General features: G+C 40.7%; 12 protein-coding genes and 1 tRNA gene. 8 read left to right on the forward strand and 5 right to left on the reverse strand.

The genetic code is table 11. The features are described 5' to 3' along the window. Nucleotides 1-21 precede the first annotated feature (21 nt). The 4 genes from LN995_RS01840 (at nucleotide 22) to cphA (ending at nucleotide 5328) form a co-directional block, all read left to right on the forward strand. Nucleotides 22-996, forward strand: coding sequence for a 2-hydroxyacid dehydrogenase (locus LN995_RS01840; RefSeq protein WP_229957834.1), 975 nt, complete (start codon nucleotides 22-24; stop codon nucleotides 994-996). Nucleotides 997-1270: 274 nt separating this feature from the next. Next, a complete protein-coding gene (locus tag LN995_RS01845; RefSeq protein ID WP_229957837.1) occupies nucleotides 1271-2071 on the forward strand; it encodes a S1/P1 nuclease in 801 nt (266 codons plus the stop codon). 155 nt (nucleotides 2072-2226) lie between these two features. Next, a tRNA-Cys gene (locus LN995_RS01850) sits at nucleotides 2227-2297 on the forward strand. A gap of 403 nt (nucleotides 2298-2700) precedes the next feature. Beyond that, a complete protein-coding gene (cphA, locus tag LN995_RS01855) occupies nucleotides 2701-5328 on the forward strand; it encodes a cyanophycin synthetase (protein WP_229957839.1) in 2628 nt (875 codons plus the stop codon). A 232-nt stretch (nucleotides 5329-5560) separates the two neighbouring features. Here cphA and LN995_RS01860 read toward each other — a convergent pair whose 3' ends face one another. Next, nucleotides 5561-6502, reverse strand: a complete 942-nt coding sequence (locus tag LN995_RS01860; RefSeq protein ID WP_229957841.1) for a hypothetical protein — start codon at nucleotides 6500-6502, stop codon at nucleotides 5561-5563. Between the two features lie 557 nt (nucleotides 6503-7059). Between LN995_RS01860 and kdsA the strand changes: the two genes are divergently transcribed. Together kdsA and LN995_RS21990 are read left to right on the forward strand one after the other, a co-directional pair. Next, nucleotides 7060-7869, forward strand: coding sequence for a 3-deoxy-8-phosphooctulonate synthase (kdsA, locus tag LN995_RS01865; protein WP_229957843.1), 810 nt, complete (start codon nucleotides 7060-7062; stop codon nucleotides 7867-7869). A 95-nt stretch (nucleotides 7870-7964) separates the two neighbouring features. Continuing rightward, a complete protein-coding gene (locus tag LN995_RS21990) occupies nucleotides 7965-8738 on the forward strand; it encodes a DUF695 domain-containing protein (RefSeq protein WP_229957845.1) in 774 nt (257 codons plus the stop codon). Nucleotides 8739-8746: 8 nt separating this feature from the next. Here LN995_RS21990 and LN995_RS01875 read toward each other — a convergent pair whose 3' ends face one another. Together LN995_RS01875 and apaG are read right to left on the reverse strand one after the other, a co-directional pair. Then, nucleotides 8747-9532, reverse strand: coding sequence for an O-methyltransferase (locus LN995_RS01875; RefSeq protein WP_229957846.1), 786 nt, complete (start codon nucleotides 9530-9532; stop codon nucleotides 8747-8749). Between the two features lie 161 nt (nucleotides 9533-9693). Then, nucleotides 9694-10080, reverse strand: coding sequence for a Co2+/Mg2+ efflux protein ApaG (gene apaG / locus LN995_RS01880; protein WP_229957848.1), 387 nt, complete (start codon nucleotides 10078-10080; stop codon nucleotides 9694-9696). A 101-nt stretch (nucleotides 10081-10181) separates the two neighbouring features. Between apaG and ung the strand changes: the two genes are divergently transcribed. Then, complete coding sequence (gene ung, locus LN995_RS01885) at nucleotides 10182-10844, forward strand: uracil-DNA glycosylase (protein ID WP_229957850.1); 663 nt, start codon at nucleotides 10182-10184, stop codon at nucleotides 10842-10844. An 87-nt stretch (nucleotides 10845-10931) separates the two neighbouring features. Here the strand turns inward: ung and LN995_RS01890 are convergent, their stop codons facing one another. Together LN995_RS01890 and LN995_RS01895 are read right to left on the reverse strand one after the other, a co-directional pair. Then, entirely contained in the window at nucleotides 10932-11660 is a 729-nt protein-coding gene (locus LN995_RS01890; RefSeq protein WP_229957852.1) for an SDR family NAD(P)-dependent oxidoreductase, read from the reverse strand. 84 nt (nucleotides 11661-11744) lie between these two features. Continuing rightward, the gene (locus LN995_RS01895; protein WP_229957854.1) at nucleotides 11745-13289 is read right to left on the reverse strand and encodes a hypothetical protein; all 1545 of its coding nucleotides are present in this window, start codon (nucleotides 13287-13289) and stop codon (nucleotides 11745-11747) included. Between the two features lie 163 nt (nucleotides 13290-13452). Between LN995_RS01895 and LN995_RS01900 the strand changes: the two genes are divergently transcribed. Further along, on the forward strand, nucleotides 13453-14619 hold the full coding sequence (locus LN995_RS01900; protein WP_229957856.1) for a 2-isopropylmalate synthase: 1167 nt from the start codon (nucleotides 13453-13455) through the stop codon (nucleotides 14617-14619).

Genomic DNA, 14619 nt, shown 5'->3' on the forward strand with positions numbered 1-14619 from the left:
GATCCGTAAATAACAAACATCATGAAAGTTTTTGTTACTAAACCAATACCTGATATAGGAATACATTTGATGCAGGATCAGGGAATTGATGTTACAATATGGGACCAGGATAGGCCACTAATGCAGCAGGAATTAATCGAGATCACAAAGCAACATAGTGCCTTGCTCAGCGTCGGGCCGAATAGACTTGATGCAAATTTTCTGAAAGAATGCAGACACCTAAAGGTAATCGCTCTTTATTCTGTTGGATACGATCATATAGATGTGGAAGCTGCTGTACAAAGCACTATTCCGGTTGCAAACACACCCAATGTACTAAGCGATGCTACTACTGATATTGCTTTTATATTGATGCTTGCCGTTTCCAGAAAAGCCTTTTACATGCACAAGCAGATTATAAACGGTGCGTGGAACTCTAACAGGTCTACAAAAGCTAATTTAGGCATTGAGCTTAAGAATAAAACGTTAGGAATTCTAGGGTTAGGTCGGATTGGCCAGGAGATGGCAAAGCGTTGTAAAGGGGCCTATAATATGAACATCCTTTATTGTAATCGTGCTGCTAACATGGTAGCTGAGGAAGAGCTGCAGGCAACAAAAGTAAGTTTTGCAGAACTTCTTCAGCGAAGTGACGTGCTTTCGGTGCATTGTTCATTAACTGCCGAGACAAAAGGTGTTTTCGATTTAGCTGCTTTTAAAAAGATGAAACCCTCCGCAATATTTATAAATACTGCACGAGGTCAAATTCATCAGGAACAGGATTTGATAAAGGCATTGCAAGACGGAATTATTTGGGGAGCAGGCTTAGATGTGACCAACCCTGAACCAATGAAACCTGATAACCCATTGCTCTTTATGCCTAATGTAGCAGTTTTGCCGCATATAGGTTCGGCAACGGTAGAAGCCAGAAATGCAATGGCCAGGCTGGCTGCTGAAAATATTATCTGTGGCTTGAAAGGCGAAAGATTACCTAATATCGTTAATCCAGAAGTTTATTAAACGGATCGCTTAAATAGCGAATAAGTTAACGTGGCATGCTTAAAGCAACTCTTGAATATAAAAGTTTAATACTTTGAATACTGTCCTTAGCTATTTAAGATTGACTTAAGGCGGCTTCTGTTATTAATATAAATCCACTCTTTGCAAATTCTGATTATTGTTAATTCAATTAGTTTCCATGTAAAGCAAACTGCAAATTTTTTGTTACTTACCTTCTTTCCATAAAAATTTCAGAACTTTGCTTCTGAATAGTTTATCATCATACATAATCAGAATGGCAGCTAAAGGTTTAACAAAGATACTTCTTGTTTGTTTGTGTTTGTCTCTTTCTTTCCAGTCGATGGCCTGGGGTTTATTGGGGCATCGTATAGTAGGAGAAATTGCAGAAAGGAACTTAACTCCTAGGGCAAGAAAGCAAATCAGGCAAATATTAGGTACAGAGTCGATTGCAATAGCCAGTAATTGGGCTGACTTTATAAAGTCAGATCCGTCTTATGATTACCTGAACTCATGGCACTACATTAATTTTTCTGAGGGACTTTCTCAAGAGAACTTTCAAACATATTTACAGCAGGATACAGTTACTGATGCCTACACCAAACTTAACTTTCTGATAAAAGAGTTAAAGAAAAAGGATCTGCCCCAGGATAAAAAACAACAGTATCTGCGGCTTGTAATACATATGGTTGGAGATATGCACCAACCAATGCATGCTAGTAGGGCCGAAGATTTAGGAGGTAACAGAATCAGCGTAATGTGGTTTAATGAACGCTCTAACTTACATAGAGTTTGGGACGAGCAATTGATAGAGCATCAACAGCTAAGTTACACAGAGTATGCAGATGCCCTTAATCATGTTGCTATATCGCAAAATAAAGCGTGGCAGAAGCAGCCGGTGAGTCAGTGGTTATTTGAGTCTTACCAGATAAGTGAAAAATTGTATAATGAGATAGATGAGTCAGGAGAGAAATTAAGCTATCGTTATAACTTCGATCATCTGGAGACGTTAAATGAGCAACTGCAGAAAGGTGGTGTTCGCCTGGCAGGGGTGCTGAATGAAATATTTGGGAGCTAATTTTTCTGAGGAGGGAAGGTGTAACAGGCTGTTAGTGTGAGTCGTGCCTTTCCGATTAGATATCTTCCAACGCAGAAGGCAGATGTTTCTTTCAAAAAAAGGTGAGTATAGTTTGACTAATATCTTTTCCTGTGTATATTTGCACTCCCAATCACGGTAACGTGGCCGAGTGGCTAGGCTCAGCTCTGCAAAAGCTGCTACAGCGGTTCGAATCCGCTCGTTACCTCTGGCTTAAAAAGCTCATTAGAATTTATTTCTGATGAGCTTTTTTGTTTTTAGCTTACAAGGGTTGCAGTACCTCTTTTATGCTGTTTTAGCGCCGATTTCAGTATGCTTTCGTACGCAATAAACCTTACCTTATTTTGTTAACATCCCTAATCTTTTACAGCAGATTTCCGTAATCTAGGTAACCTGAAAAGCACAACTTAACCTATCTTTTTAGCACAGCTAGTTTTAAATAATCAATTACAGAAAAAGCAAAGAATAACATCTTCATACTAAAAGGAATAACAGCAAAGATTAGTAGGAAAACAATGGAGCTATGCTCAGTGTTTGGTAAATACAGACCCTTAGATGAAAGCTCTTGTAAGATGAAGAAAACAAACAAAGCTTACGCAGTATAGTAACCCATGAAGATCATAGATTTGCGTGTTATGCGCGGGCCTAATTATTGGTCAGTGCAACACCCCAAGCTTATAGTAATTAAGCTGGCGCTGGAAGATTTAAAAGATACCCTTACAAGTGAAATACTACAATTCTTTAACAGACTGCAAAAGAGTCTGCCTGGTCTGAAGAGCCATCGGTTTGGAGAAGGTGAGGAGGGAAGCTTTCTAAAAGAAGTGAAAGCAGGTACTTGTTTCGGTAATGTTGTGCAACATGTGGCACTGGAGCTACAGACAATAGCCGGTATGGGCTGCAACTATGGGCATAGCTACCCAGCCTACGAAGAGGGCAATGTTGTTGTGGTTTTTAGTTATCAGGAGGAGCGTGCAGGTGAATATGCCGCTTATGCTGCCTTGAAAGTAGTAGAGGCTCTGGTAAAAGGTATGAAGTATAAGCTACAGGATGATATAAACCGGCTGCACCAGATCAGAGAAGATGAGTTTTTTGGACCAAGCACCTATTCTATAGTATCAGAGGCGGTGAGTCGTGGTATTCCTTATATCCGTCTGAACAGTCACTCACTTATACAGCTTGGATATGGCGTAAACCAGAAGCGCATTCAAGCTACCATGACCAGCAGCACCGCTTGCTTTTCCGTTGAGATTGCTGGTGATAAAAATGCGACTAAAAATCTGCTTAATGAAGCTGGCGTGCCTGTGCCTAAAGGCACGACTGTCTATACACACGATGAACTAAAGAAAGCGGTTAACTGGCTGGGTTTTCCTTTGGTGATTAAACCACTGGATGGAAACCATGGGAAAGGAGCCACTATCAACATCAAGAATCTGAAAGAAGCACAAAGAGGCTTTGCTGAGGCAAAGCGATTTTCTGCAGGAGTAATTGTAGAACAATTTATAGAAGGCTCTGATTTCAGGCTGCTTGTCATAAATGGTAAGTTTGTAGCGGCTGCCAAACGCACCCCAGCGATGGTAGTAGGTGATGGGATATCAACGATAAAAAAACTTATTGATATTCAGAATAGAGACCCCAGGCGAGGGATAGGACATGAGAAAGTGCTCACCAGGATTAACATTGATAAGCAAACACGTAGTATTCTGAAAGGGAAAGGTCTTACTTCCCATTCTGTACTTCCGAAAGGGGAGGTGCTTTACCTGAAAAGCACTGCGAACATAAGTACAGGAGGAACGGCAACAGACGTTACCGATCTTGTGGACCCGTATAATATATTAATGGCTGAACGCATAGGAGGGCTTATCGGCTTGGATATTTGCGGCATTGACATTATGACAACAGATATTGCCATACCTCTTAATGAGACAAGAGGGGCCGTATTGGAAGTTAATGCAGCACCAGGTTTCAGAATGCATATTGCACCAACCTACGGGTTACCCCGTAATGTGGCAGAACCTGTTATAGACATGCTTTTCCCGCACGGTAAACCTGCCCGTATTCCGATTATAGCAGTAACTGGTACCAATGGTAAAACCACAACGACACGCCTGATAGCACACATGGTAAAGGCAAAAGGATTTCAGGTTGGTTATACGACAACAGATGGTATTTACGTGCAGGACAAAATGCTGGAGAAAGGCGATACAACAGGTTCATATAGTACAGAATTTGTCTTAAAAGACCCAACTGTGAACTTTGCTGTGCTGGAATGTGCCCGTGGAGGTATTCTACGCTCTGGCCTTGGTTTCCAGACATGCGACATAGGCATAGTTACCAATGTAAGCTCTGATCACTTGGGCTTGCGTGATATCCATACGCTGGAGGATTTGGCGAAAGTAAAAGCAGTTATTCCTAAAAGTGTTTGCAAAGAAGGGTATGCAGTGCTTAATGCCGATGATGAACTTGTGTTTGCAATGGCAGAAGAGGTAGACTGTAAGGTGGCTTTCTTTAGTATGGATGAGAACAACCCCCGGATACTCAGCCATATTGCTAAAGGTGGTTTGGCAGCTGTATATGAAAATGGATACATTTCCATTTTTAAGAATAGTTATAAAATAAGAGTGGACAGAGTGGCAGACGTGCCTCTTGCTTTTGGAGGCAAAGCCAAGTTTAACATCGAAAACATACTGGCTGCTACTTTGGCGGGTTATATTGCACGCTTTGATATTGGAGATATCAAAACGGCCCTTAGAACTTTTGTGCCATCTACTACTAAAACGCCTGGCCGTATGAATCTGTTTAAGTTTCCTAACTTTGATGTGCTTATAGACTATGCACACAATGTAGGAGGCTTGAAAGCTGTTGGTGGATTTATGGAAGGGCTGGAGGTATCCAGGAAAATAGGTATAATAGCAGGAGTAGGAGACAGAAGGCCGGAAGACTTCTATGAGTTAGGAAAAGTTGCCGGTGAAATTTTTGATGAAGTTATCATACGTTTGGATACTGACTTAAGAGGTAAAACGGCTGAAGAAATAACAACTCCTCTTATACAAGGTATTGAAGATATGGCACCGGATAAGGCCATAAAAGTTATACCAGAAGAAATGAGAGCGATTGCTTATGCCCTTGAGCACGCAGATACAGGTTGTTTTGTAGCTATTTTCACGGAGGATATTTCAGAGTCTGTAAAAATGGTAGAAAACTTTAAAGTTATTCAGGACAGGAGAGTACTTGTTGATTAAAGTTAAACGTTCTGTTAAAGCTATTACATGTGAATGATGAACTAAAGCCCCTCCATTGGCAGGGGCTTTTTTATGTTCTATGGTTGGTTTGTTAATACTTCCCTGAAATATCTTGATCGCTGGCATACGTTAGGCTCGCCAGGCGTAGGTGGAGCAGCAATAAGCATAAAGTATGAAGCATAAAAAAGCCCCTGCAGTAACTGCAGAGGCTAGACTTTGGCTAAAAGTCTTATTATTTAAGAACAAAACTTGTTTTACCGATCATAAATCCATCAGCATATAGTTCTACAGTATGCTCTCCTTTTTTGTATTCAGCATTTTTATCGTAAGAAAAGCTTAACTGTTGTTGTGTGTTATCAAAAACGAAGTCACGCTTAGCAGTATAGAAAATATCTTCACCATCGACCTGGAAAGCACCAGAACCAGTAGATAAATTATAGAGAGCAGCTCCATCTGGCTCTATTAAGCGCATGTAAACTGTTTTAGGCTCTTTCGTCGCCACATCGTTCTTAGCTAATTTAAAAGCCACGCGAATCTTATCTACACGTTTAGCCTTAAACTCATTGTCTTTGTCGTCTTTCTCCTTACCACGTTGGTTAACAATATTTACGCTTAGGTTCTGAGCTTCTAACCTGGATGCTACACGTACTTTATCCGAAAGGCTTCTGTTTGCGGTTTTAAAAGTCGTAAGGCTGTCGCTAAGTTGTGTCTGCGTATTTTTAAGGGTAGTGTTTTCTGTGTACAACACTTCATTGTCTTCCTTCAGACGGGCAATCTCAGCATCCTTTTCTTTCAGTTGTTTCTCGAAAGCAGAAGCTCTGTCACGAAAACGGCGCTGGTCTGCTAAGCTATAGCTTCTCTTACGGAAGCCTCTTAACTCATTCAGGTCAGAAGTGATAGCAGCAATCTGTGATTCCAGTGAATCGTTTTCCAGGCCCATAGACTGTAGCTCCTGGCTCTGGCGCTCAAAATCAGCTTTTAGTGCCTCATAGACTTTAATCTGGTTTTCTAGCTCACTATTCTTTACTCGAATAATTTCGGCTTGCTCCTCTGTTTTCTCTTTCTTCTGATAATTCATGTAGATCAGAATGCCGTTGATGCTTAACAGGACTACTAAAAGGCCTATTATGAATAGCTTACGGTTACTTCTCTTCTCAGGAGTGTTAGTTGGCATAGATTAAGTGTTTAGTTGTTGTTTGTGTTACTATTGTGTTTATACTATATTAAATATATAAGCAAACACCCATTACGTAAGTTTCAAATATAAGATTTTGATTTTTAATATTAGTTAATGAATAATTTTTTTAGTGAAGCCTGCTGGCAAGCATGTTACCAGACAAACCAGACAAGTTTAAATGTTGGTGCTATAACGACCATTCATCAAAGTTTATTTTGATCAGTTGCAGAACAAAAAGAAACACTTACTAATTCCTGATTGTGAAAAAGCTTGTAAAGCGTTTTTTTGATTTGTAATGGTTTTAGGAGATATTCTAGCTAATACATTCAGGAGCGAATGCAGTTCATATATTCTCTAAAAGAAATAAGCGCAACAGGTGTGGAATATGTACCTTTGCGCAAGATCTATTATTTGTTTATTTGTTGCTCCTTTGTTTAGATGATAACTTATTTCATTTTAAAGTAGAGAAAGTTCTCTAATAGAAATGTAGCTTAGTAAGTTTCATTGCTTTTACTGGAGCCTATGTTATTTTGTACTTAAAAGTCAAACGAATTATGTTTGAAATACCTAAACTTAAGCATACAGATTCCGGGAATTTCTTCCTGATGGCTGGCCCCTGTGCCATAGAGGGGGAGGAGATGGCGCTTCAGATTGCAGAGCGACTGAAAGATATAACGGATCGGCTCCAGATTCCATGGATTTTTAAAGGGTCATACCGCAAAGCCAATCGTTCACGCCGCGATTCTTTTACCGGCATTGGAGATGAAAAAGCATTGCGAATTCTGCGAAAAGTAAGCGAAACGTTTGATGTGCCTACTGTAACTGATATTCATGAGACTACTGAAGCAGCTATGGCAGCAGAGTATGTCGATGTGCTTCAGATTCCAGCTTTCCTTTGCCGTCAGACTGACCTTCTGATAGCTGCTGCCAACACGGGTAAGGTTGTAAACATTAAAAAGGGACAGTTTTTGTCTGGTGAAGCCATGCGCTTTGCTGTAGACAAAGTACGGGAGTCTGGTAACGACAAGGTGATTCTGACAGATAGAGGTAACAGCTTTGGCTATTCAGACTTGGTCGTTGACTTCAGAAATTTACCTGAAATGCAATCAAATAAAGTACCTGTGGTGATGGACGTAACGCACTCGCTGCAACAACCTAACCAAAGTTCTGGCGTTACCGGAGGCAGGCCTGCTTTAATTGAAACAATAGCCAAAGCCGCCATAGCCGTTGGAGCAGATGGTTTGTTTATTGAAACGCACCCACAGCCTAATATTGCAAAATCTGACGGAGCTAACATGCTGCCACTCGATCAGTTGGAGGGGCTTATGCAAAAGCTTATCCGAATTCGAAAGGCAATTAGCTAAAAAAAATGCAGAAGGTGTGCAGTTATAAGTATTTCAAAAAGCAAAGTAAGCACACCTTCTCTGCTTACTCTTTCTTCAAACTTTAAGTTATAAACGTGAGCAACAACAGCTATACTTCTGACTGGGATGTTTATTTCTGCTATATAGAGGACATGCCTGCTTTTATGAGCGTGGATTTAGGAATAGCTCCTGTAGCCCCCTTAGCAGATAAACCAACACTGCTGGAAATAGTGGTTGGTTTGCAGACTATTGCCGAAAATGGATTTCCTGGGAACGAAGAATGGGAAATGCTGGAAGAGATCGAAGATGCTGTTGTTAGTACATTGGAGGCAAAAATAGAGGCTGTTTTTGTAGGAAAGACGCTGAGCAATGGTATGCGTAGCTTTTATTTCTATACTGGTGAAACTTTGCTTTTTGAGCAAACCATGGAAGCCGTTATTGCAGAATTCCCTCAGTACAGGATTGCTTATCAGATGCAGCCGGACGAGGAGTGGAACATTTACCAGGACCTGTTGTACCCGGACGAGGAAAGCCTTCAGAAGATATATAACAACCGTATACTGAAAAATTTAGAAGAGCAGGGGGATCAGCCTTTTATTCCAAGAACAATTACACACTGGATATACTTCAGTACAAAAGAAGATAGGGAAGCTTTTTCTGCTATTGCAAAGGGAGAAGGCTATAGCGTGAGGCTAGAGGAAGAAATAGAAGATCAGCCTGGTAAACCTTATAAGTTTGTCCTTCATAAAGAAGATAAAGCGGATGAAGTTACTATAAACGAAATTACTTTAAAGTTAAAAGAAATGGCAGAACAGTATAACGGTGAGTATGATGGTTGGGAAACAGAGGCGATTACGGAATACAGTTAGCTCTGAAGTTAAAATTTTAAAATGAAATGTTCTTTTGGCTGTTGGTGGCGGAAGAAAACTAAGCCAACAAAAAAAAGATCAACTGTCTGAAGCACCTCCGGGTGCTTTTTTATTTCCTGCCACGCCTGCTTCATTTCTTTCGACCAATAAATATCATCAACTACAAAGACGCTAAGTTCATGCTTTTTCTGAAGGCAAGCATTAAAATAGCACATGGTCGGTTCGTGACGGTGGTTGCCATCAAAAAAAACAAAGTCCAGTCTTTCTATTTTCTGTAACTGCTGCATCAGGGTTGTATCTAAATTCCCTTCTATAAGCCTGATGTTTTTTAGCTTCAGTTGCTTAAAATTATCTTTGGCTACTCTTGAAATATTGGCGCAGCCCTCAAAGGAATAAATGCTGGCTTTTTTACAAGCCTTAGCTAAATAAGAAGTGGTAAGGCCAAGGGAAGTACCTAAATCAAAAACTACCTGGGGCTGGAAGTGGTTAGCTAATCTGAAAAGTAACTGAGCATATTTTGGTGGCTTTGCGGAGTTTTGTGCCAGTTCTTTTACTTTCCGATTAACACTATTACCTGTTACGGACCCTGCTCCTAAATCTGTAATCTGTAAAGCGCTGTTGTCCTGCAGTAACTTTTCCCTTAAAGTCTCTATCTGAGAATAAGCATAATAGTCTCCATCATGCAAGATAACATTACGATAGAGGTTAAAGATGAAAGGAGAGTGAACACCGTGAAGTTTAAAAGACTTTAACCTGTATGACAGGTAATCTACTGCAAAATGTAGTGGAAGCACTTAATTTAAATTGGTGGTACGCATAAGACAAAAGATTTAAGGCACGGGAGCTGAAGTATAGCGAAAACTATATATGGCATAGTTTCAGCCATCTTTATACAAATATTCAGGAGCTGCTTATATGCCTGAAGAATCTATTTCTTCCTACGCTATACCTTAAACTAGTTTAATTTATAAGGTACAATCAGCACAAACTCAGGAATGGTAACATAAAACTGCTTTCCGTCTACCATACGCTCCATTAGATAGGTGCCGCGCATTTTACCAATGCCAGTTTTTAAGTTACAACCCGAAACATACTCATGCGACTCGCCAGGCTCCAGCACAGGTTGCTGACCTACCACACCTTCTCCTTCTACTTCCCGTACAACTCCGGTAGTATCGTGTATGTACCAGTGGCGACGCAGGAGTTTAACTGTAAACTCACTTTTATTTTCTATACTAATCTTATAGGCAAATACATAGTGCTGCTGTACCGGACTAGAATAATCTGGAAGGTAATTTGTGGTTACCGTAATTTTAACACCTTCTGTTGTTTTTGTATCCATGTTACAGAGTTTTTTGTATACTTAGGAATCATTCAAGAGTAAAACAGTTGCTTCGGTAAGAATGGTTTACTGTTTTTCTTAATTCACCACCTTATAAACTCATGACTGTAAAGATAGAAGAAAGCTGGCAAAAAGTGCTACAAGATGAATTTGAAAAGCCATATTTCAAAAATCTTGTATCTTTTGTTAAAGACGAATACACTACACAAAAAGTTTACCCGTCGGGTACGCAGATTTTTAATGCATTCGAAATGTGCCCGTTCGATCAGGTTAAAGTAGTTATTCTGGGGCAGGACCCATACCATGGGCCCAAGCAGGCAAACGGGCTGGCTTTTTCTGTTAATGATGAAGTCCGTATACCGCCCTCTCTTTTAAATATATTCAAAGAGATAAAGAATGATTTGGGTAAAGACCTGCCACCTACGGGTAACCTGGAGCGTTGGGCTAAACAGGGAGTACTGTTGTTAAATGCTACCCTGACTGTACGTGCAGGTAATGCAGGATCGCACCAGAAGAAAGGATGGGAAGAGTTTACAGATGCTGTGGTAAAGAAGGTGAACGACCTGAAGGAGCATGTTGTTTTTATACTATGGGGAGCTTACGCGCAAAAGAAAGGAGCTTTTATAGATGTAAGCAAACACTTGGTCCTGAAAGCTGCCCATCCGTCACCTTTTGCTGCAGATCGTGGTTTCTTCGGTAGCCGACACTTTAGCAAGACCAATGATTACCTGAAATCGCAAGGTAAAAAGCCCATTGACTGGTAGCTTTTTTAGCAGCTGAAGCTTATATGGTAGCCACTGATACAGAAGTAAACTTCTGTATCAGTGGCTACCATGTAAGCTGTCTTGTGTTTAACTAAAGTATAAGCCACCATTAACTCCGACTGTTTGCCCAGTCATGTAAGCATTTTTTACCAACATAATCACGGCATCGGCAACTTCATTTGGCTGGCCAAACCTGCCCATTGGTATTTTGTCCGGGGAGGCTTTTAACTCCTTTACCATGTCAGTTTCTATAAGGGCAGGGGTAATGGCGTTTGCAGTAATTCCATCATTTATCAAAAATAAAGCATAGGAATGGGTAAGGCCAATCATACCAGCCTTTGATGCCGCATAAAGAGGACCAGTTACACCACCTGTCTGAGCAGCTACTGAGGATATATTTATAATCCTGCCCCATTGCTGTTGCTTCATTGTACCTATACAGGCCTGTGTTACTAAAAATGCAGATTTCAAGTTGGTGTCTATTACTCTGTCCCAGTCTGCTTCCGTAATATTTTCCAGTTCGTCCTTATGAGCTATGCCAGCATTATTAACGAGAATTTCAACAGGACCAAGATTTTCCTCCACCTCTTGAACCATAACCGAAACGGATGCTGCATCAGATACATCAGCTTTTATTGGAATAGCTTTAGCTCCTAAGCCTTCAATTTGCTTACATAGGTTTTCAGCACTGCCTGCATCAGAATGGTAGTTTACACCAATATGCACACCCTCTTTTGCCAGGGCTAAAGCAATTGCTTTCCCGATGCCTTTACTTGCACCCGTTACCAAAGCTGTTTTACCTTTTATCTCTGTCATCACTTATTTTATTGTTCATAATGACCTACGGAAAAGGCTAATAATAGTGGGTTGAAGGGTAGGAATAACTTTAAAAGGAATACTTTATTTCTTATCCTTAAACTTTCGCGCCATTACTTCCTGTACCGGAAGGCTTTCTATTTTACTTTCCAGCCAAGATATAATATCAAGATACAGGAAAGGCCTTCTTTCGAGCGGGTTTTGAGATATTTCATTCAGTTTCTCCTTAAGCTTAATAAAGGCATCCCGCAGCTGATGTGGAGCAATGTTGCCTAAGTTTCGCAGGAATCTGAATATCTCGATCTGCATCTGCTGTTGATTATTCATTTTGCCCAGGTAATGGTAAACTGACCTGATCTGGTAATCTAAGGCTTCATCTTCCCCGGCTTCGTAATGGGCAATCAGGTTCAGTATACGGGCAAAGCATTGTATATCCTCTCTGAGACTTTGGTTCTTATAATGAATTATTTTGTTCAGGTATTCAATGGCTTTATAGTTGTCGCCGCTGCCAAAGTACAAGCTGGCAATTTTGAAATAGAAAACCAATACCCTGTGTGGGTCCAGGTGGTTCTGAAACTCCTGCAGTTTATCAAGTATTTCAGGAATAATCTTTTTGCCCTCGCCGAACTGTCCTTCCATAAACAAGGCATTCAGCTTGTTAGTATATATGTACTGAAACAGCAGCATTTCAGTATTTGGGCTGCTGCGTCTGTCTTTTGAGGCCGCAAAACCTTCTAATTGCTGTAGTACAACTTTAAATTTGCTGTAATACAAAAGGTTATACAAAGTTGCCAGCAGGTTATGTAAGCCCTTTATGTAAAGCATAGGCTGCTTATTTTTCATGTCAGGGTTCAGCTCAAAAAGATCCACCCATTTTTGAGCATATCTGTAACAGGCCTTAAAATCTTGTATGATGGTATAATACCACACATGCGACTGGTAATAGTACAGCTTCTCAAAAAAGCCTGCTTTTTGCAGGTTTACAGCAGGTAAGCTTTTCTGAAAAAAGTCTGTGATAGAATCATATTCCTCCTGGTTTCTGGCGAGTCCTACCTTTAAATATAAGCCATACAAGCGTAGAGCCACATTAGAAAGTTGATGTATGAGAGTAACACGTGTGGCAATGTCTATTGCTTCTTCAGAAAGGTTTTCCGCCCTTCCTCTCAGGCTCCTGGTAATGTACTGCGACTCAATTTTCTTTTCAAAATTAATGGCCTCTAACGCAATATGCGGCATCTCCGACTGCATGGCCAGTACCTTTACTTTTTCCAACATCTTCAGGCTTTGCTGATAAAAGCCTCTGTTGTACAACACACGGGCATAGTCCAGCTGCTCGTGTAGCTGGATGTCCATGTTTTGGTTTGTATGGTACAAGCGAAGGCTGGCAAGTAAGTGCTTGTAAAGATTTGCTTTTAAGTTGGCTAACTGGGCTTTCTTGATGGCAGGTACTTGTTGCAGAATCTTTTCCTCATTAAAAACATCCTGGTGGTCAATCTCATCAAAAAGCTGCAAAAACTTTAATCCCTCGCTGGACCCCTGTCTGTTGGCAAACAAGCGGAAGTGTCTTTTTTCGGAGCGTGTTAAAGATTTAACTAATTGAAAAACAGGATCAATACTTTCGTTAGCCATTGTAGTTTATGAACAGCTATTTGTATGAATATCAATTAAATAGCTAATTTAAAATGTTTTTAGAAATAGTAGGTAAGTGCAAAAAATGTTTTTGTAGCAAGATCAAACAGACGAAATTGTAATCACATTTCAAAATTGTTTCTGCTTAATAGACCAAATTACTATGTCGGCTCAGAAAATACAAATATTCGACACAACACTGCGAGATGGCGAGCAAGTGCCTGGATGCAAGTTAAACATGGATGAAAAACTTGTTATAGCAAAGCAGCTCGAACTACTCGGCGTTGATGTGATAGAAGCCGGATTTCCTGTATCAAGCCCGGGAGATTTCGAAGCGGTTAGAGCAATTGCATTACAAACGAAAGATGCTACAGTTTGCGGACTTACCCGTGCTGTTGAAAATGACATTCGTGTAGCAGCTGATGCTCTGAGAGGTGCAAAAATTCCAAGAATACATACAGGTATAGGCACGTCTGAACTTCATGTGAAGTACAAACTCCGCACTACGCAGGAGAATGTAATAGAGCGAGCGATTGCAGCTGTAAAACTTGCAAAGTCTTTTGTAGAGGATGTAGAGTTTTATGCAGAAGATGCCGGCCGAACGGATAATGAGTTCTTGGCGAGAGTTTGTGAGGCTGCTATAAAAGCAGGTGCGACAGTGCTGAACATTCCAGACACCACAGGCTATTGTTTACCTGATGAGTATGGTGCTAAAATAAAATATTTAGCTACGCATGTAAAGGGCATAGAAAACGTTACCCTTTCAACACACTGCCATAACGATTTAGGGATGGCTACTGCTAATTCTATTGCCGGTGCTATAAATGGTGCCCGCCAGATAGAGTGTACAATAAACGGAGTTGGAGAGAGAGCTGGTAACACTGCCTTGGAAGAGGTGGCAATGGTTCTGCGCCAGCACCCATATTTGAACCTTCAAACAAACATAAATACTAAACTGCTGACGGAAACCTCGGCCATTGTTTCGCACATGATGCGCATGCCGGTGCAGCCAAACAAAGCCATTGTAGGAGCTAATGCATTCTCTCATTCGAGTGGCATTCATCAGGACGGCGTAATCAAACACAGAGAAACATATGAAATCATTGACCCTAAAGATGTAGGGGTAAATGATTCCTCTATTGTGCTGACTGCCCGTTCAGGACGAGCAGCCCTGGCTTTCCGTCTGCAAAAAATCGGCTACCAGTTCGACAAAACAACTCTGGACAAAGCCTATGCTTCTTTCCTTCAGGTGGCAGATACCAAGAAAGAAGTGGTAGACGAGGATCTGCATGTATTAGTGGAACAAGAAAACCTGGTTGCTGCAAGTTAA

Origin of the sequence: Pontibacter silvestris (genome assembly GCF_020907275.1) — a bacterium.
Taxonomy (GTDB): domain Bacteria; phylum Bacteroidota; class Bacteroidia; order Cytophagales; family Hymenobacteraceae; genus Pontibacter; species Pontibacter silvestris.

Excerpts from the sequence above, each read along its gene's own strand:
- LN995_RS01840 (WP_229957834.1), top strand. The coding sequence starts at position 22 with ATGAAAGTTTTTGTTACTAAACCAATACCTGATATAGGAATACATTTG.
- LN995_RS01845 (WP_229957837.1), top strand. The coding sequence starts at position 1,271 with ATGGCAGCTAAAGGTTTAACAAAGATACTTCTTGTTTGTTTGTGTTTG.
- LN995_RS01895 (WP_229957854.1), bottom strand. The coding sequence starts at position 13,289 with ATGGCTAACGAAAGTATTGATCCTGTTTTTCAATTAGTTAAATCTTTA.
- LN995_RS01900 (WP_229957856.1), top strand. The coding sequence starts at position 13,453 with ATGTCGGCTCAGAAAATACAAATATTCGACACAACACTGCGAGATGGC.
- ung (WP_229957850.1), top strand. The coding sequence starts at position 10,182 with ATGACTGTAAAGATAGAAGAAAGCTGGCAAAAAGTGCTACAAGATGAA.
- LN995_RS01860 (WP_229957841.1), bottom strand. The coding sequence starts at position 6,502 with ATGCCAACTAACACTCCTGAGAAGAGAAGTAACCGTAAGCTATTCATA.
- cphA (WP_229957839.1), top strand. The coding sequence starts at position 2,701 with ATGAAGATCATAGATTTGCGTGTTATGCGCGGGCCTAATTATTGGTCA.
- kdsA (WP_229957843.1), top strand. The coding sequence starts at position 7,060 with ATGTTTGAAATACCTAAACTTAAGCATACAGATTCCGGGAATTTCTTC.
- LN995_RS01890 (WP_229957852.1), bottom strand. The coding sequence starts at position 11,660 with ATGACAGAGATAAAAGGTAAAACAGCTTTGGTAACGGGTGCAAGTAAA.
- apaG (WP_229957848.1), bottom strand. The coding sequence starts at position 10,080 with ATGGATACAAAAACAACAGAAGGTGTTAAAATTACGGTAACCACAAAT.